The following is a 24248-nucleotide window of genomic DNA, read 5'->3' on the forward strand; positions in this document are numbered from 1 at the left end:
CACATTGTTCAGATTATCCGAATAATGAATTTATATTTTAACCAATTATCAAATTTAATCGAATAAATATAATGGCAAAAATCAACAGAACAACGCAGGAATTCAGAGCATGACTAACGAATCGACTAAACAAGAGCAACGCACTTTCGTCATCATTGGTGGCACATCAGGCATCGGTAAGGCACTCGCGATGAAATTGAGAAACGAAAACAACACAGTGCACGTCGCTAGCCGACATACAGGCCTTGATATCAGCAATGGAAAGTCAATTTGTGAATACTTCGAATCGATTGGCGTGTTTGACCACTTAATCGTAACGGCTGGCTCATCAGCTCCCGCAGGAAAAGTAACAGACGTCGCAACCACAGACGCTAAGACAGCTTTTGACACTAAGTTTTGGGGCAGCTTAAACGTAGCAAAACATGCCGCACGCTACATGACGCCAAACGGCTCTATCACGCTCACGACGGGCATGTTGTCTCGCAAAGTAGTGGCTGGTACTTACGTAAAAACCGCCATAAACGCCGCGCTAGAAAGCGTAACCAAAATACTGGCGAAAGAGCTATCACCGATTCGCGTCAATGCCGTTAGCCCCGGCCTGACCATGACAGAAGCCTACAAAAACATGGACGATTCCGCTCGTGCAAGCATGTACGACAACGCCAAAAACAATCTACCCGCAGGTAAGGTTGGCGAGCCTTCAGAGGTGGCTCTGGGTTACCTATTCACGATTAATAACCCATACGTAACAGGGTCAATCATCGACATCGATGGCGGCGCTCTACTCGGCTAACACCCCGCAAAGACATAAAGAACAATCGTTAGGGTGTTTATCTCAATGTCCTAACAAACAAGAATTTACATAGGTAACTCATCATGAAATCAAAAGCCATGACACAAGAAAAGATGCCATTCCAAGTTTGGATACTGACACTCGCAGCATTTGCAATCGGCACCGCTGAGTTTGTTATCGCAGGCATTCTTCCACAGATCGCCACATCACTTTCAATCACAGAAGGCCAAGCGGGCTATCTTATCAGTGCTTACGCGTTGGCTATCGTTATCGGCGGCCCGATCTTAACCATCTACCTGGCGCGCTTTAATAAGAAGATGGTGCTGATTGGCTTAATGGCACTGTTCATCATCGGTAACGTCTTATCCGCCTTAGCGCCAAGCTATCCATTACTACTGGCGAGTCGTGTTATCGCAGGCTTAGTGCAAGGCCCTTTCTATGGCATCGGTGCGGTTGTTGCGACCAACTTAGTGTCTGAAAAAATGGCAGGCCGCGCGGTTGGTCAGATGTTCGCAGGCTTAACGCTCGCTAACGTTCTTGGCGTTCCAGCGGGTACATGGGTTAGCTTGCAATTCGGCTGGCACACCACCTTCTTCACAGTGGCAGCTCTTGGCACGATTGCGATGATTTCTATTCTAACGTCAATCAAATCGACTGGTCACAGTGAAGCAAAAGACATCAAAACTCAGCTGTTAGCGTTCAAAAACCCAATGCTGCTGATCAGCTTGGCAATCACCGCTTTTGCTTGGTCTGGCTTCATGACGCTTTACGGATACCTTGCGCCAATCGCTATGCACATCACCGGCTACGGTCAAGAGTCTGTTACTTGGATCTTAGTGGTTGTGGGTGTCGGCTTAATCATCGGTAACACCTTGGGCGGACGTTCTTCAGATAAAAACCTAGGCAAAGCTTCAATGTTTTGGGCCGTCGCAATGATCGTTTCATTGGTTGTAGTTGGCCTTGTGGTAGACAACAAAATCCTATTCGTTGCAGCGGCATTTGTCTTTGGTATTGCATCATTTGCGAACGTTCCAGCCATGCAACTTCGAGTGATGAACAACGGTGGCGAAGGCCAAGAGCTAGCAGCAACCGCGAATATCTCAGCGTTTAATTTAGCCAATGCCTTTGGTGGATTCCTTGGCGGCATGGTACTCGACAGCCAACTAGGCGCAGGCATGATTCCATTCGCAGCCGTTGTTGTCCCAGTGATTGGTTTGCTGCTTATCGCCAAAGCCAACCGAGCGGGCAAGCCACAAAGCAACTCTATTTTCAGCCCAGCAGAAAGCAAATAACGCGGCTATAGCCCCAATAAAAAACGAAAGATCACAGCATTAAAACAAGGTAGAAACCATGAACAAATTATTTGAAAAATCAGAACTGAAAGGCCTAGAACTGCAAAATCGCGTGGTTATGGCACCCATGACACGCGCTCGTACTAGCCAACCTGGAAACGTGCCAAACGACATGATGGCAACCTATTACCAACAACGCGCAAGTGCTGGGCTTATCATCACTGAAGCGACCCAGATTTCAGATGACTCTCAGGGTTACTCATTCACACCCGGCGTTTATACCGATGCACAAATCGAAGGCTGGAAGTCAGTAACAACAGCAGCCAAAGAGCAAGGTGCCGCGATATTCTGCCAACTATGGCACGTAGGCCGAGTATCACACCCTACCTTTCAAAAAGGCGAGTTGCCGATTGCCCCTTCAGCATTAGCACCAATTGAAACTCAGGTTTGGATCTCTGATGAGAATGGAAACGGCAACATGGTGGATTGCATCCAACCAAGAGAGATGACTCAAGCAGACATCGATCGTGTTGTTCAAGATTTTGCTAACTCAGCGAAAAAAGCGGTCGAGGCAGGGTTCAATGGCGTCGAGATCCACGGTGGCAATGGCTACCTTATCGATCAATTTCTAAGAACCAACTCAAACAAACGCACCGACAACTACGGCGGTAGCCGCGAGAACCGACTTCGTTTTCTAATCGAAGTGGTGGATGCAGTGATTGATGCGATTGGTGCCGATAAGGTGGGTGTTCGTTTAGCTCCGTTCATCACCTTCAAAGACATGAACTGCCCAGACATCGTGCCAACGATTTTAGAAGCGTCAAAGGAACTGCAAGCTCGTAATATCGCTTATCTACACCTATCAGAAGCCGATTGGGATGACGCGCCTGTGATACCTGAAAGCTTCCGTGTCGAACTAAGAGAGTTGTTCTCTAACACCATCATCGTTGCTGGCAGCTACACACCAGAACGCGCCGAAGAAGTGTTAAGCAAAGGCTACGCCGATCTCGTCGCATTCGGTCGCCCATTCGTTGCTAACCCAGATCTAGTTTCACGCCTACAAAACGGCAGCGAACTATCCAATCTCGATGGCGCCACTCTGTTCGGCGGCAACGAAAAAGGCTACATCGATTATCCAGCGTTGTAGTGGTAAAACATTAAATAAACACCAAGCCTGCATGAGTCCTGCAGGCTTGCCTCTTTAGAAACGTGACCGATTCGATACCTTTTCACACTCAAAAATTCACTTGCATATTTTTACCTAAACCACTGTTATATTTTAACTTTACATCAAATTTAAATTATAAAAATATCAATAATAATTAGAATTGAAACGAGGACTCTCCATTGTTCAATGTAGGACAGGTTTACAATCGACGCACAGATATACACGGTCGCTACAAAGGTCAGCAATATGGTGGTATAGCTACGCCTGCAGCCTCCCCATATGTATTTATCTTCACTAGCGATGCTGGTGAAGAATTTGGCTACTCTGATGGTTTTAGTGCAGACGGCACTTTCCGATATACAGGAGAAGGCCAAGAAGGTGATATGAAAATGGTTAAAGGAAACTTGGCCATCTTTAAACACCAAAACAACCTTAAAGAGATTCTCTTGTTTGAATCTGTCTCAACTGGTTTTGTTAGATTCGTTGGAGTTTGCAACTACATCTGTCATCACATTGAGCAACGCCCCGACAAGAACGATCAACTTCGTGATGCAATAGTTTTCCATCTAGATATCGTCCCACAAAGTGTCAGCAATACCATTCAAACACCAAAAGCTTCATATCTAACGAAGCCAACTAAAAGTAAATCCTTGAAGCAATTACGAGACATCGCTTTAGCTTCAACGCCACTTCAAGCTGACCCTAAAGAACAACTCACTCACGTGAAGTATCGTAGTGAAGCCATTAAGCTCTACGCAAAAAAGAGGGCAAATGGTATCTGTGAAGGTTGTGGAGTACCCTCACCTTTTGAGACCAAGTCAGGCCCTTACCTAGAAGTGCATCACCTGACACGGTTAGCTGATGGCGGCGCTGATTGCCCCGAAAATGTGATTGCACTTTGTCCGACTTGTCATCGTGAAGCGCACTACTCAGTGGGAGCTGCCGATTTCAATGCAAAACTCATCGAGAAAGCACTAAAGATTGAAGAGCAACTGTTGTAAAAATTTCCGACAGGCAAAAGAAAGGCTCGCATGACTAGTGCGAGCCTTATGCAGTTTAGGGGGTAAACCACAATCTGATATTAATTAGGGGTAATTATTTAACTTATGAGCCATTATGCACTTGTGCGCATTGATATTCTATTTTTAAATGATTCACTGCAATTAATCAATCGATAAAAGTTAGCGTTTGGTCAATTTAAACCACATAGATAACAGTGATTTAGTGAGTGACGTCTAGAAAACCATCATAAAACCCATAAAAATCAGATCTATAAGCTTCTCATTTGCCAGTAACCTTCACCATTAGTCGCGAGTTGGCTGTGTAAATAATCGAGCGTATCTGCGACCATTCCCGCAATGCCTTGTGGTGGATTGAACAACAGCAAGCCACTGCCGATCAGGCGATCATCCCCCTTGGGATCTCTTAGTCGCAATTCAGATTTAATCGGACTTGGCAGCAAACCATCTTTCACCGCGGTCACGCAGTGGTTCAAAATCAGTGAGCTCTTATCATCCGTGTAGAGCGGATACCAAATCAGAGCAGATACCTTCTCAGATTGCTGATACGCCTTGACCAAGGCATCAATCACCGCGAGATATTCAGAATCGGTTTCATAGGGTGGGTCAATAACAATCAGGTGATGATTATCGTGCTTAGCTACATCATCAGGCAGCGCTTTAAGCCCGTCGCCTGCGGTGATTGTTAGCTTACTTGAAACATCAAGATCGCGTTGCAACTTCTCAATATTGGTTTGAAGTAAGTCGGCTTCGTCTTGCTGAATATCGGAAAAATAGAAGCTGTCTTGGCTGCGACCTTGTTGATAGGTAATGGCCGCAGAGCCGGGGTACAGCGTGATAAGCTGATTAGGATTGTAGTATTCCAGAACCGACATAAATGAAGCGAATGACTCTGGAAGGTAAGCCTTGTTTCGCCACAAGTATCCGACCCCTCCTGCAAACTCCGCTGCATGATTGCTTGGTGCTGTGGTTAGGTCATAACACCCTGTACCAGAGTGCGTGTCGATAACATTGAGGCGTGAATGTTGCTGCATTAAAGACTGAACAAGTGCACTCAATACTGGATGCTTTAGCGCATCACCATGGTCGCCTACATGACATTGATGTCGATATTCCATTCCCTTGCCTCATTTCTACAAACGTCATCTAAACATACTTCATATAATGTGGCCGTGCCTGCTCAATCCATCGTTTTTTGAAATAGGCTCTCTTTTCTGTAACTGTTTGACTATTAAAAATAAAGCCCCTCGCTTTGTTATTAACGAAGGGCTTTATTGAGTTCAATCACTGAGTTTGGTGCTATCTAATAAGATAAACCTAAGGGTACTCACCCTCAACCTCTACTGGCGGTTTCACTTGGTAGTGACAAGGCTGTAGGCCAAGTAGTTTAGGCAGTGTGATACCAACTGAAACTGAAGACCACGTACCGCTGACAATACCTACCACTAATGCAATCGCGAAACCTTGCAGTGCCGCACCACCAAGTAGCCAAAGCGCAGATACGGTGATTAGCGTTGTGCCTGACGTCACCATGGTGCGTGAGAAAGTAGCTTTAACCGATTCGTTAAGCAGGTTATCAGTGTCACCATTTGGATTGCCACGCAGCATTTCACGAACACGGTCGGCGATGATGATTGAGTCATTCAATGAGTAACCCAAAATCGCCAACACGGCTGCCAATACGGTCAAGTTGAACTCGAACTGAGTAAAAGCGAACAGACCCAAGATAAGCGTCACATCATAGATGATCGCGGCAAGAGCACCCAATGCCAGACGCCATTCAAAGCGCACGCTCAGGTACAGCATGATCATCAGGAAACACACCAATACCGCCAAGCCACCTTGATCCACCATGTCTTGACCAACTTGAGGGCCAACCACACTGCTGTTAAGCACTTTTACTTGGTCACTTACAGAAGACAAAGCATCTACCAAGTTTGGCTGTGGTGCGTCAGTCAGTTGGCTATAACGAATTGTCCAGCGGTCTTGCTCTGCCATACCAACCACTTGCACGTCTTGTTGGAAAGCAGTATCTAGTTTTGTTTTTAACGCATCTTTGGTTACTTGATCAGAGAGCTGAACCTCAGCAACCACACCGCCTGTGAAGTCCAAGCCCCAGTTGAAACCTTTCACTGCCACCAGCATCACAGAGCTCATGAACAGTACAATAGAAATCACAGACATCACCTTACGAAGGCGAGTCATATTACTGTTTGAAAAATAGCGGTCTGAAATAGTCATTTTTGAAATACTCATGCTTAAATCCTTACATCGTGGCGTTGGTCACGCCCCCAAACCAAATTGATGATCGCTCGTGAAGCAAAAATGCCCGTAAACATACTGGTTAGAAGACCTAAGCCCAGTGTCAGAGCGAAGCCCTGAATCGGTCCATTACCAATGGTGTATAGGGCTACAGCAACAATCATGGTGGTGACGTTGGCATCGAAAATAGAAGAGAACGCACTGTCAAAGCCACGATCGATAGAACTCGCAAAGCTGCGCCCTTCTTTCATCTTGTCTCGAATACGCTCGAAGATAAGCACGTTGGTGTCCACCGCCATACCGACGGTTAGTACCAAGCCCGCAATGCCCGGCAGGGTTAATACCGCACCTGGTAGCAAGGCAATCAAGCCAAACAATGTGGTCATGTTCACCACCAATGCACAGTTCGCGACCCAACCTAAGCGGCGGTACCATAGCGCCATAAACGTTAGCGTAAGGCCAAGACCAAGTGCTAAAGCAGCAAAGCCGTTAGTTACATTTTCAGCACCCAAAGATGGGCCAATAGTACGTTCTTCAATGATGGTCACAGGCGCAGTCAATGACCCCGCACGCAACAGTAATGCAAGCTCTTGTGCGTCTGCCAAGCTGCCTGCACCTGTGATTCGGAAACGGCTACCCAACTGAGATTGGATGTTCGCAACGCTGATCACTTCACTGGTTTTCTCGCTGTTACCGGCTCTGTCGCGGCTGTATTCGCTGTAAACAGTCGCCATTGGCTTACCGATGTTATGGCGAGAAAACTCAGACATTTTCTTACCACCAGAAGAATCTAGGGTAATATTTACTTCAGCGCTGCCCATCTCACCAATGCCACTACGAGCATCAATAATGTGTTCACCACTCAGTACGGCTTTGCGAGCGACAACGACACGATTACCATCTGTATCTTTTAGCGTTTGAGTATTGCGAGTTGCGTTGTCGTACACAGAGTAGAACGCTAATGAAGCCGTAGCACCAATCACGTCTTTCGCAGCTGCAGGGTCTTGTACACCCGGTAATTCGATACGGATACGGCTTTCACCTTGGCGTTGAATCGATGCCTCAGTGATGCCTAGCTCTTCAATACGGCTGCGCATGATTTGTAGGTTTTGTTGAACCGTTAGGTTGCGTAGCGTTCTTTGCTCTTCTTCAGACTGAGTTAACGTCAGTGATTTATCTGAACGGTCACGTTGCCATTGTGGGAACTCTTCGCGAATCAGCTTTTGTGCTTTCTCGAAATCGGCATCAGTACGGAAGTTAAATTCAACTTGGTTATTGACCACTTTACCGCGTGCATAACGCACTTGGCTGGTGATTTCATCGACCACAGATTGCGCTTGTGCGTGGTAAACCGGTTCCATGTCCACTTCTAGCAGGAACTGCACACCACCACGTAAGTCAAGGCCTAGCTGAATCGGTGCGAAGCCCATGTCAGTCAACCATTTCGGTGCTGCTGGCTCCATCGCTAGCGCAACCGTCGCGTTGTCCAATAGGCGCTCATTCAGCACCTCTTTGGCTTTCGCTTGTTGCTCTGCATCTTCCAAGATCACAACCAAACGGTTGTCTTTTTGAAATGCCGATTTGGCTTGAATGCCTTCGCTCGCAAGGTATTGGGTAATTTGGCTCGCATCGATGGTCTGTTCGGAACGATTGTTAATTTGAACCGATGCATTCTCGCCATACCAAGAAGGTAAAGCACTCAGAACCATGATGATGATAGTGGCGATAAGCACCACATATTTCCACTTTGAGTAGTGGTTTATTTGTTTTCTTTGAATGCGTTTTTTCACAGTCAAGATCTCTTCTTTGAACTAATATTTTGCGAACACGAGCAATGGCTAATCGCAACCAGAACAAGCTGATTGAACGGTAGTGATGCTAAAGCTGATGTCGCTATGTTTGTCTTGGTTAACTGGCGAGCTCAACGGGCACAAGTGACCATCGATACGACCAATTTAGGGTCAAACGATTAGCTAAGAAGTTCTCGGAAATGCGAGTATTGGATGTTGCCCTCTTTCCACCCAGAAAGCCGGGAGGACGGAGAACTCACAATACTGGTCCAGTGCTGCTTGGAATCCAACAACGGCGTGTTGAAGAGCAGAGAAGCCAGTATTGAAGGGGGAGAGAAGTCGATCAGTAGATGATAAGCAGGCTCAAGGTCGGCCACGCTTTCTTGCTCATTACTGAGCATACGTCGAAAGGCTGTCGCTTGAAGGCTCGATTCAGTGTCGTGATAGTTGGAACTGTCATCTAATGACGTGGTGCCAAACTGAACCTTATCGCACTCTAAATAGGCCGACGGATTATCCGCAGTTGCCTGTTTACAAAGATTAGTCTGCGAAGATTGCTCTTGAGCCGAATGAATTTGAAATGGCTTAGAAGGAAACGAATAGCCGTTAGAATTCACTAAGCCAAAGCTCAGTAAAAACAACATTAAGACTAATCGGGTACCCAGTTTAAGCAATCTAATATCCAAACAACATTCTCGTAGATCGTCAATCTACAATACAAATGAAACGCTGTCTTGATTTAAAACATTTTTTTAGAAAATGATTCGATGCAACCGATTAAGCACCCTCGCAATTTAGATTTACATAGATCTAAAACGGCTTAACAACAGGTGATGGATAGATGTTATGAATGGTGGAGAAACAAGAAAGCCAAGCGGTGCTCGCTTGGCTTTCAGTTGTCTCTTTCTGTTGGCTTCAAGCTTTAGGCTTTAGGCTTTAGGCTTTAGGCTTTAGGCTTTAGGCTTTAGGACGCATGATGTTCTTAACCTTACGGCTATTTTCACCAAAGATACTTTGCACTAGCTCATTCATCTCTTCTACAGAGACCGATCTCGCCACTCGTTCTACTTGAGACAAAGCTTCGATACCGTAGCCATGGAGCAGATAACGAGACACATACCACGTTTGGTCGATAGAGCTCTTCTCTAGAGGTGTGAAATCAGCTTCGAACTGTTTCACGACCGCTCGCATTTCCTTTTCAGAGACACCTTGCAGAAGGTCAGCAACCACCTTATCGATCGCCACTTCGACTTGATCAACGTTCTCCGGCGCTACCATCGCCCCGATAACCCACTCACCACTCAGCTCACTATCTGCGGATGCTGAATACGTATATGGCGAGTAATCTAAGCTCAACTCTTCACGAATATAAGTATCTAAACGAGCCGCCAGCAAACGTTGCAGCAAGTCTTCCATGAAAACATCTTTTGCCGAAATTTTAACTTCAACACTAGGCTCAGAGATAACTCTTAGGACGTACTCTGCACTATTCACATTGTTGATCGCCAAATCAATGCGTGATTCAGTTGGCTGCTTGTAAGCCACTTTAAAGTCAGGAACCTCGGCTTTTTCTAATGGAATCGAAGCCAAGTATTGCTCAACCAAAGGCTTTAATTCACTTGGGTCGATATCACCCACGATCACCAATTGGTTATGTCTCAATTGGCCAAACAACTGCTGATGAAGATTAGCGACGTCTTCCACAGAAACCGCTTCAACACGCTCTTTATCTACAAGATAATGTCCACTTTCCTGACGATAAATATTGTGGTTTACCGCTCGTTCAAACTGACCAACAGGGCTGCTCAAGAAAGATTCTTGACCTTGTACAAACTCCTGCTTAACGGCCTCTAACTGCTCGGGAACAATTTTAGGCGCAGTGATGAAGGTATAAAGCGCAGCAAACGTGTCTTTAAGCCCATCTTTATTAATATTAAATTCAATACCATGGCGGGTGTTGCCAATAAAGGAATCGGCTCGAATATCTTCACGGTCAAAATACGCTAAAAGCTCAGAACCCGTAAATTCACCAACACCACTTCGAGCGAAGGTAGGTAACGCAACTTCAACGGCTGGGTATAAGCTCGGATCCAAAGCGGCTTTTCCGCCGAGGCTCATGTACATCACACCAACATCATCACCTGCAAGATAATCACGCAAGTACCACATGTCGATACCATTGCTTAGCGTCCACTTTTGGATGTATGGGTCTACGGACATTTGTTCAGCAAGCACAACCTCGCCTTGCGAACTAGGTACAGCAAAGGCACTTGCTGTTCCAATCGTAAGCGGTGGAATTCCCGTCTCGCTATACGTGGCTTTTAAACTATCTAGAGAGTTGATGATCGCTGTTCTGTCTTCAGAGTCATCCATCCCAATAACGAGGAAGTAATCATCAGAAAGTAGATTTTTGATGTTGTCGTTAATCACTTCAAGGCTCAAGTTAGCAATGAAGGCTTCCAAACTGACTTGGTAGTCTTTCTGTGATTGGACAATTCGATCAGTGACTAACGCTCTCGCTTTGTAGCTCGCATGTTCAACGCTGTCCATTTTATCCCAGTCATGCTCGATGTTATCCAGCAAGTCTTGGTAGTAGTGCTGTTCGCCAACAATATCCGTTTGCGAAACGCCAAAATCACGCAATGATGCCAATGTAGAAAGCAGATCTTGTTGAATCACTTCACGACCGCCAGCCGGAAACCCAACACTTATTGAAGAATAGTGCAGAGCACCCATTCGATAGCCATCAGACGCTATCCATTGAGTCGGCAGAGCTGCATCATTGAATACTGCTTCTAATCGTTGTCGAATCAATTGTTGAACGGTTTCATCCAACCAGCGTTGATGCTGCTGTGCATGATTTTCAACTCGATTTAAACCTCGGTTAAACGTCAGAGTGATGCTTGGCGCTTCTCTTCCTGCGTACTCAACATAATCATCTTCATTGAACGAGGTCACTTTCTGTTTTTCTGGTCTCGGCGTGTCGCCACGCTCCCAGTTCGAAAACTTCTCTTCAATGAGTGGAATCACGGTTTTGATATCCACATCACCAGAAACGACCAGTTCAACTATTTGAGGTTGATACCAAGTCTGATAAAAGTTGGTGATGCCTTGAGGAGTAGCATTCACAATCGACGATTTAGTGCCTAATGCATCTTGCGATTGGTACGGGCTGCCTTCAATGAAGTGGTCAAAGAATTTCTCTCCGAATGACTTATCATCGAGGCGAGCCATACGAAACTCGCCAAGAACCACGCCTTTTTCTTTTTCAACTTCTGAACTTGATAGATCCAGACCGTCACCAATGTCACGCATCCACGTCAGGGCAGACTGCAATTGGATGTTATCTGGCAAATCTAACTGGTATACCGTCTCTTCATAAGAGGTGTAAGCATTAATATCAGCGCCAAAGCTAGCGCCTGCGTCTTCGAATAAGCGAATCACATCGTTCTGAGAGAAATTTTTACTGCCATTGAATGCCATGTGTTCCAAGAAGTGCGCATAGCCTTCTTGTTGAGAAGTCTCTTGAATTGAGCCCGCGTGCACGACTAAACGAACAGATACGGATTCTTCATGATCGGGATAAACATGGTAGGTAAGGCCATTTTCTAGCTGGCCTGATGTCCATGCCGGATCCGGCTGGATTGGCGTTTCGGTAGTTTTTGATGTTGAGCTACAGCCAACTAAGGTGAGGCATAGAGCCGTCGCTAAATAATATGTTTTCATAACAACCTCTTAATGTCATTCATCGACAATATACAGATTGAGCTAACGATTATTATTTAATATTGAACCTGGTGAGTATCTTTGTGATCTAGATCTTTATTTTATAAATCATCAATCGTTATGTAAGATCGCTGTGCTCATTTAAATAGGCATTTAGATAAGAGCCTATTACATCTATTTAGAATCAATAAGCTACATAAATTTCAGCCAGTTCTCTACATACCCTTAAACAACGCTTGTGAGGCACGGCTGATCGGTAGCTTTTCCCCTGACACATAAGCCGACATCTGACCGGAGAGTCCTTTCTTCACCTTATCAATGGCCGACACTTTAACCACCACCGAGCGATGGATCTGCCAAAACTCATCCGGGTTAAGCTGCGCAATCAGCTCTTTTAATGACACGCGAAGAATAAACTCCTCTAGCGATCCCCCTTGGCCTTTTTTGAATATCGAGACGTACTTGTCTTCCGCTTTGAAGTAAGCCACATCATCGACGGCGATAAGGTGGATGTCTTCTCCGACACTGGCTTTAAGCCATGTTAGATATTGAACTTGCTGTGATGTTGATTGAGATAATAGCTGAAGCTGACTCATTAACGCCGTAATATCGGGCTGTTCTGGCGTAATACCTGATTGTGTTTGATTGATCGACAGACGCGCTTGCACCTTCTGACATGTGGCCAGTAAACGCTCTTCATTGATAGGCTTAAGCAGGTAATCCATCGCATTGTGCTCAAAAGCTTTGACCGCGTATTCGTCATAAGCCGTGATAAACACAATCAATGGCGGTGAAGCTAGCTTGTTGAGTTGTTTCACCAGCGAGATGCCATCTAGCTCAGGCATACGAATATCGAGAAAAACCACGTCGGGCTTAAGCTGCTGAATACTCTGCATCGCCTCCAAGCCGTTTTGTGCCTTACCGACGATTTCTAGCTCAGGCCAAACCTCAGCAAGGCTCTTGTCTAAATGGTGCCTTAACAGTGCTTCATCGTCTGCGATAATTGCCGTTACGTTCGGCTTTACTGCTGGGTTAGTCATTATTATTCCTTTAAATTCACACTGTAAATCGTCTGTTTGTAATCACTGATCTTAGAGGTTCGGCTCATCGTTCTCAGATCTAGTTTCGCTAATGAGCGGTAATAAGATTGTCGATACCACCCCACCCTCAGCTTGCTCAGTGATCATCAAGCTAGCTTTCTCACCGTAAAGGGTTTCGATTCGCTGACGAATATTGCTAAGCCCCACACCATGGCCCGCACTAATAGAAGGGGAGTTCAGCCCAGCGCCATTGTCTGCAACTTCAATTTTTAGCTGCTGCGCCTGTTGAGCTATGCGGATATTCACTTGGCCACCCGCGGCTTTAGGTTCGATACCGTGCGTGAGTGCATTCTCGACCAAAGGTTGAATCAAGAATGGCGGAATCACCTGCAAGTCGCTGATGCCATGCGTTTCAATCGAAAACTCCAATCGTTCTGCCAATCGAATTTTCTGAATATTAAGGTAAGCATCAATCAAATCGACTTCTTGAGAAACCGTAGATTGATCGGCACGACTATTTTTTAATGTCACGCGCAGTAAATCCGTCAGCTTTTCTAACATCAGCTTGGCTTTAGCGCCATCAGTCTCAATTAGCACGCTTATGGTGGCGAGAGTGTTGAACAAAAAATGAGGTTCAATTTGGCTTTGAAGTTGCTTTAGCTGACTCATCACCACGATTTTCTCTTGGTCAGCTTGACGGCGTTTAGCAATCTCCAACTCATTTTCGGCTCTGAGTTGTTCGCCTCTCGTATAAAAATAGTAGTAACAAACCGAGCAGAAAATGACACCCAACAACATCACCGATTTCAGCCCAGAGAAATTGTCACCAAAGAAACCATTTAACCAATAATGTGCGTTTAACGTACCAACCGTCATCGCCACCAACATCGAGATACCCACTTCAAACACACGAGATTCGGTTTTGAACAACTTAACCAAAATGAAAGAAGAGCCGACCGCACTCAAACCAAAACCAAAGCTGATCGCGAGGTTGAGGATGAAATCGCCTCCCCATATGGTTTGCGTGGTCACAGCAATCAAAGCGCAGAAAATGGTGGTCAGAGTGAAACTCTTTGGCCACGAAAATTCACTTTTAGAAGAAGTACTCATTAAAATCGTCCTTTGATATTTATAAGAATCATATGACTATCGGGTAAGTTGGCGTAAGCAGAATCACTTTTACCGCCTAGAAAGCGTGCAGCAAGTTCCAAATCCAACGATGAGTCGCCATTATCTAAAGCCTGATAGTTGAGCCACTGCGTAGCAATAAAGCCGCCGTCTTGTGGAGATAACATGACGTCGAATGTCGGCGTGATATCTTCAAGCCAGCCATGTGTCGAATCCAAAGACCAGTGAAACATGATGTTGTGTTGAACCAAATTGGCGTGTTGATAGCCCTGAGCGTAAGAACCAGCCAATGATGCTGTCATTGGATTAACCGACAAAGACTCGGCATTTTCTATCGCGCTTTGCCATTCAGAGTTACTCCAAGCTCGGCTATCAAACCAATATTCCAACACCACATTGTGGCCAGTGTCATTGGCCCATGTTAATCCGGCTAACGCTTGATAGGCCTCGCCCTGTTCTTCTAAGTAAACAGGTTTAAGTATGGAATCAGGCTGGCTGTAGCCAAGGCTTTGTCGCTGATAAACCATCGAACCATGAAACTCCCACGCGAGGTTTAATACCGAAACCAAACTCGCTCCAAATAAGCCATGTCGCACATCATCGTAATAAGCGACCCATTGAACTTCGTGATCGCCCACTAAGTTGTAACGACGTATCCCAAGCCCTTGTTGCTGATTCTGCTTTTCGAATTCATTTACGTCTTGGGAAGTCCATGACGAATCACTATAAAGCAGTGTCCATTCGCCCGTCATATCGAACAGTGACGCCGAAGCGACTCCCGCGCCCTCCTCTGCGACAATACCTACTGGGTTTTGTCGATACGGCTTGATGATGTCTAAAGGACGGTAGCCATAACCCACGCCCCAATCGAGACGAACCTTACCGAGCGTGACATCAAGGTAGTGATCCCCGAAAGCAGAATTAGACAGTTCAACACCACCTTGCCAAAACAACTCTCGTACAATGAATTCAGACTCAAAGGTCGCGTCTTGTTCTTGAGGGTTGTTGCTCACAATATCATTGGCTTTCACTGCGAACAGACCAAGCCAATTGCCATATCCAACCTCTAGATCCAGCAAACCATTAAGTGACTGGCGATTATCTGATGCTAAAGGACTGAATGGCGACTCTCGCGATTCAACCGACTCAGCGCTCAGTTGCCAATCCCAGGCCAAGCTCAGATCGTCTGCTTGAATCGTGTTACTCACACAAGACAAAGCAAGCAAAGTAGTGATTGAAGACTTTATGTGGAATCGGCGATTGGGCGCTCTCATACGATCACCTACAATCCAGATACACTGTTACGCGACAAATAAGCAGGGTTGTAGTATTTGTCTTCCAAGCTTTGTTCTATTACTTCACGATACTCAATCACGGTTTTCTTACTCGGCTGAATCTTATCGAGCAAGGTCATCGATACCACACTTGGCAAGCCATCTCGCACACCTTCAGTAAACCACGCTTGCTTCGCTAACTTTCCTGAACGCAGGTACAAATCCGCTTTAACTGGAAACGATCGGTCTGTCGTTAACCACAGATCAATCGATTGATAGCTGGCACCCTTGGTTTTCGCCGCCAGCTTTAGGTGATGGGTATCAATTGTCTCGCCAGTCGGCATCTCAACCAGTTGATCGGCAACCCACTCACCTTGGTAATCTTCACTCCAAGTGAGTGTCGAGATATCGCCCACCGAGGCTTCACCCAATAACTTTTGCATCGGTGTTATACGAATTGGTCGGCGCGATTTTGGCATCAGTAACCAATAGTTATCTTCAATCATCAGCATCTTTTGACCTGCCTCAACAGCTGATTTAAAGACGACCAATGACTCTCGATTTGGCCTTGTGTAGACATTGTATTCACGGGTTTTATCCAGTTGTTCGTCTTGGTATAGCGCTACCAGAGAAACCACCTTAGAGGCTTGTGCACTGTTCAAGCGGTAGCTATCCGCTTTGGCGATCATCTCAGTGACTTGTTGTGACTCGACAGCCCAGCTTGGCGTCGATGTTACAGTTAGTGCTAAAACCGAGGCCAAAGCCAAAACAGAGCCCAACGTTTTAATTGAACGAGTTAATTTACACATAAGCCAGCGCCTCCGTGATTGGCTTGTTCACGCCTTTACGAGCAGAGAAATAAGCAGCGATTAAACATATTGTCAGCACACCTAAGGTGGCGTAACCAACCAATTCCAATGAGAAGTAAATGTTGAGTTGGTAACCTTCGGTTCTGCCGGGAGGTGGCGGCATTTGTATATCAACCACCAACAGTAGCAACGACACCAAACCACTCACTAGTGCTCCAATAACGCTACCAATCAGTGCCAGCAAACCCGCCTCTTTTAAGAAGCCCGCTACGATTTCAGAGGGGTAACTGCCGAGTGCCGACAAGGTGCCAATTTCACGAGTGCGCTCTGTCACCGACATGGTCATGGTGTTAAACAGCGACACGAACACCACCAATGCCATCACAGCGCCCATGATGCCGAAGATCCGGTCGTAAAGATCTTTAACCTTGGTGTAGAAAAACGCGCGATCTTGCCATGGGGTAATCTCGATCTCTGAGCCTTGATCGTTTTGGCTAGCGCTATTTCGCTCTAAAGCAGTTTGGATGCGCTGTTGAACGGTCGAGGTTTTGCTTGTTTCAAATAGGAACACCGACAAGGTGCTGACTTTATCTGAGGCCAAAAGCTCTTGAGCGGCAGTGATATGAACATATAACTGACGCTTATCCAGCTCAGGAACCCCTGTCGAGTAAATGCCCTGCACCTTAAAATCAAAGGCATTCAAAGCGCCATCACTGGTAGTCGCGAGCAGCGTTACCCAATCACCAACCGCAACTTTGAGGTTACGAGCAAGGTCGGTTCCCAGCATCACTTGTGGTTCTTGGCTGTCGTATCTTGGTGATTTCACATCAGAGAGAGTCTGACCGCTGCGTACATCAAGGAAAGGACCTTTCATGTCGAACTCGCGCTCATTGACGCCCGTTCCCATAAAAATGGTCGACTTACTGCCATTAGAAACCAAGCCACTAAAATAGACTCGCGGCTGCACACCACGCACATCACTATCGCCAATAATGCTCTTGGTTAGCGCTTGCACGTTGTCCAGACCATTGCTCAGCGGCATGTCTTCATCTTGTTCAAAATAACCCGGTGTGCTCAAAGTAAGGTGGCCAGTATCACGCGCAGTCGATTCTCTCAGTGACTCATAGGTGTAAAGCCCATAACCACCAGCACTGGTCAGCGCAAATACCGCAATCGCGATAATCAATACCGACAGCAAACTACGACGACCGTTTCTTAATAAATTAAGCCACGCCAAACGCACCGAAATTGGAAGTAAAAACGTGCTCATTCTTTGTGTTAACTTGCCCATGAGATCGCCTCCGTTGTTGCGGATTGTGGCGCCAGTTGACCGTCGATAAGTTCGATCACTCGGTCACAATGCTGCGCCATTCTTGGGTCGTGGGTTGCGACTATAAAGGTGGTGCCCATTTCGTGGCCAAGCTCTTTCATAATGTCGATCACTAGGTTAGCAGTGTGGCTGTCTAAGCTGGCGGTCGGCTCATCGGCAATCACTAAGCTTGGGTTGTGGATTAGCGCTCTGGCTATTGCGACACGTTGCTGCTGGCCGCCTGAAAGATTGTCTGGGCGATGATGTACATATTCGCCTAGCCCAACACGCTCTAACATGTCTTGCGCTCTGGTTTGCTGTACTTGTTTTGAGTATTGGTTCAACATCAATGGATAAGCGACGTTTTCAAGTGCCGTCATCACAGGAACCAGATTGAAGCGCTGAAATACAAAACCCAACGATTGACGACGAAAGCGTGCAGCGGCGATTTGCTCTGTCGGATACGGCTGGCCATCAATATTTATCTCACCTCGGTAGTCCATATCCAACAAACCCAAAATATTCAAAAGTGTGCTTTTCCCTGAGCCTGACGGGCCACACAAGGCCACCATTTCACCGCGCTGGATGTGTCCGTCGAACCCGTTTAATGCATCAACACGTTGACCGCCCGTGACATATGCTTTGCCGATATCTTTAAATTCAATCATTCCTTTGTCCTCCGCTGACCCATCATTCTTAAGCGTTCGCAGTTGTTAATGAGTTTTAGTAAACCGCTATTTAGCATTCGCAGCTGTTATTTGGCTTTCGCTATTAGGGCTTTAGCCGTCATTGTCTCGATGTTGCCAGCATCGGTGTTTTCCATTTTTTCAAGCCACACCTGTGCTTGCTCGAAGTCCTCAGCACGAATAGATGCAGTAATGGCATAGCGGTAAATCCACGAGGTCGCAGCGAAATGCTGTTGTTGGAAATCATCTTCCGCGAGTAACGAGAGGAACAGGTCATAACCACGATCAAAATGGTTAAACATGTCTGGTAGCGAGGTGTAAGTCACCGCAGCCATTGCGCGAGTTAGGTAAGAATCTGGCAGCCCTTGAACACGAGGTTGCTCATGAATTGGTTGGTCTTCGTCTTTCAGCAGCACCAGTGATTTATCAATGGTTGATAAGCCTTTCTCCACATACTTCATCTTATTCCAAGGCAAGAACGCATCACGCCCCATCAGGGTTTCTGTGCTACCTAGGTAAACCAAAGTCAGTGGTGTCGCACCGTCTTGTTGCAGCGTGTCATTAAGGTGTTCGTAAGCCACCTCAACCAAGTCTTCATTGCCTTGCGCGGCTTGATTGTAGATATCAAGCACGTCTGAACTTGGGTTCGCCAAAGCTAACGACGGTGCAAACGAAACAAGCGCAATCAGTAATGAACGCTTAAGCAGAGAAGTGGTAGAGCCTAAATTAAATGAGTGTGAAGTAGTCATGATTTCTAATCCCTTTCAAATGTTGACGTTGAAAGGTTAACCACAAACTGTCACGCCGTTTTATCAATGCGACGAATGGTAATAATGAGGAGTGAATGGTTGAGAGGAGGTGTGAGTGGGGTCTCAACCTCATAGGAACTAGACGAACACTATTCGCATAATTAGCCATAGTTACCTCCCCCCTCTAACTCCCCCTCAATCTGGGTTCATCAATATCTCTAGATCTTTAGCAGAGGGGGAGAACTTTCTTTAGCACTGAACATACATCGACACTTTTAACGATCGATGTTCTATTCCTCCCCTTTCAACGATCAGCAAGGGATCTACATATGAATCAAGGGGAGGCTAGGAGGGGATTTATTTTGGATTAACGCATTCGACAGAGCTCTAACCAAACAAAAATAGCCGCTAATCAGCGGCTATTTTTAATTTTCAAACGAAGCTTTTACTGCTTCTTCGATGCGACTACTTCTTTGTCTCTTCAACCACAGCTTTCATCAATACTGATGTATCCATGCGGCCTTGTCCTTCGGCAGACAATGCCTTGTATGCGTTGTTGGTCTTTTCAGTCAGTGGAAGCTGGATGCCTTGGCGCTCTGCTTCATCTAAGCAGAAACCTAAGTCTTTAATCATCCAATCAATGGCAAAGCCGAAATCGAACTTATCTTGCGCCATTGTGGTGGCGCGGTTTTCCATCTGCCATGAACCTGCTGCGCCGTTTTTAAGGCAATCAACTAGCGTTTGGATATCCAAACCTGATTTTTCAGCAAGTACTAAGCCTTCAGATAAGCCGTTCAATACTCCTGCAATGCAGATCTGATTGACCATCTTTGCGCGTTGGCCTTGGCCGACTTTACCCATAAGAACTGACGACTTACCGTAAGCTTTGAACACAGGTTGAAGGTCATTGAATAGCGCTTGTTCGCCGCCACACATGATGGTTAGCACGCCATTTTCTGCGCCCGCTTGGCCTCCAGATACTGGTGCATCCATAAAGCGAACACCTGATTGCTTCGCAGCTACTTCAAGCTCTTCAGACAGGATTGCAGACGTTGTGGTGTGGTCGACAAGAATCGCGTTTGGCTTCATTGCAGCCAGCGCGCCTGTTTCGCTGGTCGTCATGCTGCGTACGTCGTCATCGTTACCAACACAGACCAATACTACATCAGCTTCGGCTACACACTCAGCCACGCTCTCAGCGGCTTTACCTTGGTGTTTATCAGCCCAGTCTAGCGCTTTGCTGTGAGTGCGGTTAAATACCGTTACTTCAAAACCGGCTTTGACTAGGTGGCCTGCCATTGGGAACCCCATAACGCCTAGCCCGATAAAACTTACTTTCATTTCTTTCTCCTTTTATTTGACCAAACCATCGCTATGAAAAGATCGAACACTCTCAATCAATGCATCAATAAGCAGGGTCAAAGCCTTTGGCTGATATTTTCTTTCTTTGTACACTAAATACGCTTGGCGATCACCCCGATGATACTCAGGGAGCACTTGAATCAAATTCATCTCAGAGGATACGTGACGAAAAGGCAATGACGCGATGCCCAATCCCTTTTGCGCAGCGGCCGCCACTGCATGAATATCGTTAACGATGAACTTGGGTTTTATCGTGATCATCTGCTCTAAGCGGTCAGATTTGTAGAGCGGCATATCAAACACATCATCGACGTTAATCCAGTCTTGAAGCTCTAAATCGTCCGGCTTTTTAATCTCTTCGCGAGAATCCAGATAGGCTTGGCTCGCAAAAAATCCGTGCTTGGCCTTAAACAATGGCCGCGCAATCATGCCGTCCATGTCGGAAATTTGAAACGTGATCAACAAATCACGATCGGTTTCAGGCACCACTTGCTGTTGGCTCAAAATGAGATTGAGCTGTACTTTTGGGTACTCAGCAAGGAATTGCTCGACCGTCGGGCGAAGAAAACCGCTATAGAAGTTATGAGGCACCGCAAGCTTTATCTTGCCTTGAATGGCATCGCGCTCTTCAAGCAAGCTACTAAACCCTTGATGCAGTGACTCCATGCTGCTACTCAGCGCTGCAAAGGCCGCCTCACCATCTTTAGTAGCCACCAGCTCTCTACCCTTCTTCTCTAAAAGGCGAATGCTCAGGCGCTCTTCCAAAGCGGTTAATCGGCGCGACATGGTCGACACAGGCAACTGCAGTCGCTTCGATGCCGACAACAACGACCCCTCTTCCACCACAGTGCAAAACAGGAATAGATCATCAATGTTTCCAAATATGGAATTCATACTTCTATATGTGCCTATTTTTCTCATTTATGGATAAGAGTAACCTTAATGCATTCCAATAATAAAATCACTAAGGAGATCGGATGAAAAACAAACTGCACTGGGTTACCGCGATACTGTCTTCACTTGTCATGGCTTTCATGATGTCGGGGATCATATCGGGTTATAAGATGGGTTTCAGTCAAGCATGGCCACCAATTTGGTTAAACAGCTTTTTGATTGCTTGCCCGTGTGCACTCACACTGAGCCTAACCTTGTTACCACAAGTCAGAAAGCTCGCCGAGTGGCTATGTCGCCCGAGATCAAAAACGATAACCGAAGTGAGTTTATGCGATGAATAACGCCATGAATTCCATAGTTATTTATAGAACCAGCGGAACGATGATCAACGAAAACAATCATTATTACCGACATAAAAAAAACCGAGCACTAGGCTCGGTTTTTTAATAACTGTTGTTACTGTAAAGATTACAGCTCAGCGTTGTGGTAAACCTGCTGAACGTCATCACAGTCGTCAAGCATGTCTAAGAACTTCTGGAACTTCTCAGAATCTTCTTCAGCAACTGGCGTAGTCGTTTGAGGAACGAAAGTGATTTCCTCAACGTCTAGAGTTAGCTCTGGGAACGCAGTGTTTAGTGCAGTCTTCGTTTTGAAGAACTCAGTCGTTGGGGCGAATACAGTGATAACACCGTCTTCTAGCTCAACGTCAGTCACGTCTACGTCTTCCATCATTAGCGTTTCTAGGATGATCTCGTCATCTTCACCAGCAAACTGGAATACAGCTTGGTGAGCGAACATGTGAGAAACAGTACCTTCAACACCGATTTTCGCGCCAGTTTTAACGAAACATTGGCGAACGTCTTGGAAAGTACGGTTGCCGTTGTCAGTTAGACAGTCAACGATTACGCTTGTGCCACCTGGGCCAAAACCTTCGTAACGAGCTGGTTGGAAGTCTTCACCGCCGCCGCCGTTAGCTTTGTCGATCGCTTTTTCGATAACGTGAGCTGGTACTTGGTCTTTTTTCGCTTTAGCAATCAGGTGCTTAAGAGGTAGGTTCATGTCTGGGTCAGAGCTACCGTTCTTAGCCAGTACGTAAATCTCTTTACCGTATTTAGAATAAACTTTAATTTTTGCGCCTGCAGTTTTCGCCATTGAGGCCTTGCGCACTTCAAAACTTCTTCCCATCGGGATCTTCTCTCTGATTCAGTTAACGGAGCAAATTCTAGCAAATTACTGTGTCATTTCAATTCTACAGCTTTGCTGGGTAAGGTTTGTCTGCGTTTATGCGACACCCATTACCCGTTTGTATTTTTCTACAGACTGTTCAAACCAAGCCTTTTCTTCTGGATCACCTAGCTTCATTGCTTCTTCAACAATGGCTTCAGGGCCACATTTCGCTTGCTTCAGTTTCCATACAAGAAACGATGCCTGCTTATCCAGTTCGATTTTATTTTTCTCGCTGGGTGGAAGGAGTGAAAGGTTGATAGACATTATTAGCCTTCGTCTGTAATACACTTGGCCGAGAAATATATCATAGAGCAGCCTCATAAAACCAATACTATGAACAATAGTGGGGGTTGTAGGACGAGAAAGCGGCAAGTCACTGATGCAGGTCAAGCTAGTTTGGGAGAAGTTACACCCTATGATACGAAAGTATCGCTTATTCAACTCATACCATGAGTTGATTAAGGTGATTATTCAGCTCACCTTATGAGCCGAATAATGAGGTAATAACACCACATAAGGTTGCAAGAGTAACCCCTAACCCAAAATACTATTCACTCACAGCAAGCACATCACAGCGTGAGGCGCAGATGAAATCATTCTTGTGCAGGCCTTTGATTGAGTGGCTCCACCAAGTAACAGTGACTTTGCCCCACTCCAATAAGATCGAAGGGTGATGGAATTCTTCTTCTGCCAACTCCGACACTTTATTGCTGAATGCCCATGCTTGTTTGTAGTTCTTAAACTTGAACACCTTCTCAAGCTGTGGGGTACCGTCTCTTTCGATGATCTGCCAATCAGACAACTCCAACAGTAAAGACTTTTGTTCGTCTTTACTTAGGGCAATCGCGTCGATACTGCAGGCTTCGCATTTTTGTTCATTCAACATGTGTTGGTTCCTTAGGTTCAAAAAGTGGTGGTAATAATCCCTCATCTATCGCTAGATCAGCTTGCTGCAATAGGTTTTCCTGGCTGATTTTGAAGAGTTCAGACAGCTTATCAATCACATAATATTTCGGTTGTATAATATCGATACGATAAGGTGTTCTTAATACGGTTTGCAGATCAAACCGCTCACGAACGGCCAAATCCGCTCCCAGCGCATACATGGTTTCCGCCGGAGACGAAAGAATGCCGCCGCCATAGATTTTCAGCCTATCGCCTTCTTTTACTAAACCGAACTCGACCGTAAACCAATACAAACGGGCAAGATAGGCGCGCTGTTTAGGTGTTGCTGCTTGGCCTAGTTTTCCGTAATGCTCAGTGAATGTCGCAAAATCGATATTGGTGAGCATGGCACAGTGTCCGAAAATTTCATGGAAGAAATCGGGCTCTTGTAAGTAATCGAACTCGTCTCGCGTTCTCAGAAATGTCGCGACTGGGAATTTCTTATTGGCGAGCAAATCAAAGAAACGGTCGAAATCGATCAACGCAGGCACAGGCTGAACCTGCCAACCTGTTGTTTTAATTAGAACTTTATTTATTTCTGGAAGCTGGGGAACTCTGTCTAATGGCAGATCCAGCAGGGTCAAGCCATGCAAATAAGCATCGCATGCACAGTCATTAATGACGTCCAGTTGCCTTTTTACCAAGTCGTGCCAAATAGCGTCTTCTTCGAGGCTCCACTCAACCCATCCCTCTTGGCTCACGGGCTTAGAATGATATTGAGTCATTACACACCTCCTTTCGAATGTCTCACTTTAAGCCTATCTCCACTCGTTAT

Annotated in this window: 23 protein-coding genes; 5 read left to right on the forward strand and 18 right to left on the reverse strand. The window is 45.9% G+C overall.

What is annotated here, in order from left to right; translation table 11 throughout:
• The first annotated feature begins 109 nt into the window (after window positions 1-109).
• The 4 genes from AC3CH3_RS18525 (at window position 110) to AC3CH3_RS18540 (ending at window position 4254) form a co-directional block, all read left to right on the forward strand.
• On the forward strand, window positions 110-793 hold the full coding sequence (locus tag AC3CH3_RS18525) for an SDR family oxidoreductase (RefSeq protein WP_488538943.1): 684 nt from the start codon (window positions 110-112) through the stop codon (window positions 791-793).
• Window positions 794-876: 83 nt separating this feature from the next.
• The gene (locus AC3CH3_RS18530) at window positions 877-2085 is read left to right on the forward strand and encodes an MFS transporter (protein WP_488538944.1); all 1209 of its coding nucleotides are present in this window, start codon (window positions 877-879) and stop codon (window positions 2083-2085) included.
• Window positions 2086-2143: 58 nt separating this feature from the next.
• Window positions 2144-3232, forward strand: coding sequence for an alkene reductase (locus AC3CH3_RS18535; RefSeq protein ID WP_019819957.1), 1089 nt, complete (start codon window positions 2144-2146; stop codon window positions 3230-3232).
• 200 nt (window positions 3233-3432) lie between these two features.
• Window positions 3433-4254, forward strand: coding sequence for an HNH endonuclease (locus AC3CH3_RS18540; protein ID WP_019819956.1), 822 nt, complete (start codon window positions 3433-3435; stop codon window positions 4252-4254).
• 269 nt (window positions 4255-4523) lie between these two features.
• Here AC3CH3_RS18540 and rlmJ read toward each other — a convergent pair whose 3' ends face one another.
• The 14 genes from rlmJ to AC3CH3_RS18610 all read right to left on the reverse strand — a co-directional run bounded on the left by rlmJ (window position 4524) and on the right by AC3CH3_RS18610 (window position 21301).
• A complete protein-coding gene (rlmJ, locus tag AC3CH3_RS18545) occupies window positions 4524-5390 on the reverse strand; it encodes a 23S rRNA (adenine(2030)-N(6))-methyltransferase RlmJ (protein ID WP_488538945.1) in 867 nt (288 codons plus the stop codon).
• A 199-nt stretch (window positions 5391-5589) separates the two neighbouring features.
• Complete coding sequence (gene secF, locus AC3CH3_RS18550) at window positions 5590-6528, reverse strand: protein translocase subunit SecF (RefSeq protein WP_019819953.1); 939 nt, start codon at window positions 6526-6528, stop codon at window positions 5590-5592.
• Window positions 6529-6530: 2 nt separating this feature from the next.
• Window positions 6531-8330, reverse strand: coding sequence for a protein translocase subunit SecD (secD, locus tag AC3CH3_RS18555; protein WP_488538946.1), 1800 nt, complete (start codon window positions 8328-8330; stop codon window positions 6531-6533).
• A gap of 173 nt (window positions 8331-8503) precedes the next feature.
• Window positions 8504-8968: a hypothetical protein gene (locus tag AC3CH3_RS18560; RefSeq protein ID WP_029235766.1), complete on the reverse strand. Its 465-nt coding sequence runs from the start codon at window positions 8966-8968 to the stop codon at window positions 8504-8506.
• A gap of 313 nt (window positions 8969-9281) precedes the next feature.
• Window positions 9282-12050: a M16 family metallopeptidase gene (locus AC3CH3_RS18565; protein WP_488538947.1), complete on the reverse strand. Its 2769-nt coding sequence runs from the start codon at window positions 12048-12050 to the stop codon at window positions 9282-9284.
• 215 nt (window positions 12051-12265) lie between these two features.
• A complete protein-coding gene (locus AC3CH3_RS18570; RefSeq protein WP_488538948.1) occupies window positions 12266-13090 on the reverse strand; it encodes a LytR/AlgR family response regulator transcription factor in 825 nt (274 codons plus the stop codon).
• Between the two features lie 51 nt (window positions 13091-13141).
• A complete protein-coding gene (locus AC3CH3_RS18575) occupies window positions 13142-14200 on the reverse strand; it encodes a sensor histidine kinase (protein WP_473578889.1) in 1059 nt (352 codons plus the stop codon).
• Window positions 14200-15492 (reverse strand): hypothetical protein, encoded by a 1293-nt coding sequence (locus tag AC3CH3_RS18580; protein ID WP_488538949.1) that lies wholly within the window; start codon window positions 15490-15492, stop codon window positions 14200-14202. Before AC3CH3_RS18580 ends, AC3CH3_RS18575 begins: the two co-directional genes overlap by 1 nt.
• Before the next feature lie 8 nt (window positions 15493-15500).
• On the reverse strand, window positions 15501-16301 hold the full coding sequence (locus tag AC3CH3_RS18585; protein ID WP_488526174.1) for an outer membrane lipoprotein-sorting protein: 801 nt from the start codon (window positions 16299-16301) through the stop codon (window positions 15501-15503).
• Complete coding sequence (locus AC3CH3_RS18590) at window positions 16294-17592, reverse strand: ABC transporter permease (protein ID WP_488538950.1); 1299 nt, start codon at window positions 17590-17592, stop codon at window positions 16294-16296. The genes AC3CH3_RS18585 and AC3CH3_RS18590 overlap by 8 nt, the downstream gene beginning before the upstream one ends.
• Window positions 17580-18278, reverse strand: a complete 699-nt coding sequence (locus AC3CH3_RS18595) for an ABC transporter ATP-binding protein (protein ID WP_488538951.1) — start codon at window positions 18276-18278, stop codon at window positions 17580-17582. The genes AC3CH3_RS18590 and AC3CH3_RS18595 overlap by 13 nt, the downstream gene beginning before the upstream one ends.
• Before the next feature lie 86 nt (window positions 18279-18364).
• Window positions 18365-19045, reverse strand: coding sequence for a hypothetical protein (locus AC3CH3_RS18600; protein WP_488538952.1), 681 nt, complete (start codon window positions 19043-19045; stop codon window positions 18365-18367).
• Between the two features lie 465 nt (window positions 19046-19510).
• Window positions 19511-20386, reverse strand: coding sequence for an NAD(P)-dependent oxidoreductase (locus AC3CH3_RS18605; protein WP_488538953.1), 876 nt, complete (start codon window positions 20384-20386; stop codon window positions 19511-19513).
• A gap of 12 nt (window positions 20387-20398) precedes the next feature.
• Window positions 20399-21301 carry a LysR family transcriptional regulator gene (locus AC3CH3_RS18610; protein ID WP_488538954.1) on the reverse strand — a complete coding sequence of 301 codons (903 nt, stop codon included), beginning with the start codon at window positions 21299-21301 and terminating at the stop codon, window positions 20399-20401.
• An 83-nt stretch (window positions 21302-21384) separates the two neighbouring features.
• Between AC3CH3_RS18610 and AC3CH3_RS18615 the strand changes: the two genes are divergently transcribed.
• Window positions 21385-21642: a DUF2798 domain-containing protein gene (locus AC3CH3_RS18615; protein WP_488538955.1), complete on the forward strand. Its 258-nt coding sequence runs from the start codon at window positions 21385-21387 to the stop codon at window positions 21640-21642.
• Between the two features lie 127 nt (window positions 21643-21769).
• On the opposite strand, the gene AC3CH3_RS18620 is transcribed toward AC3CH3_RS18615, so the two are convergent.
• From AC3CH3_RS18620 to phhA, 4 genes are all read right to left on the reverse strand, one after another.
• Window positions 21770-22486 carry a YebC/PmpR family DNA-binding transcriptional regulator gene (locus AC3CH3_RS18620; RefSeq protein ID WP_371965217.1) on the reverse strand — a complete coding sequence of 239 codons (717 nt, stop codon included), beginning with the start codon at window positions 22484-22486 and terminating at the stop codon, window positions 21770-21772.
• Window positions 22487-22582: 96 nt separating this feature from the next.
• The gene (locus tag AC3CH3_RS18625; RefSeq protein WP_010432323.1) at window positions 22583-22792 is read right to left on the reverse strand and encodes a DUF3283 family protein; all 210 of its coding nucleotides are present in this window, start codon (window positions 22790-22792) and stop codon (window positions 22583-22585) included.
• 283 nt (window positions 22793-23075) lie between these two features.
• Complete coding sequence (locus tag AC3CH3_RS18630) at window positions 23076-23414, reverse strand: 4a-hydroxytetrahydrobiopterin dehydratase (protein ID WP_010432321.1); 339 nt, start codon at window positions 23412-23414, stop codon at window positions 23076-23078.
• Window positions 23404-24198 (reverse strand): phenylalanine 4-monooxygenase, encoded by a 795-nt coding sequence (gene phhA / locus AC3CH3_RS18635; RefSeq protein WP_016787479.1) that lies wholly within the window; start codon window positions 24196-24198, stop codon window positions 23404-23406. Before phhA ends, AC3CH3_RS18630 begins: the two co-directional genes overlap by 11 nt.
• Between the last annotated feature and the right edge of the window lie 50 nt (window positions 24199-24248).

The organism is Vibrio sp. QJM3NY_35, from assembly GCF_057785915.1.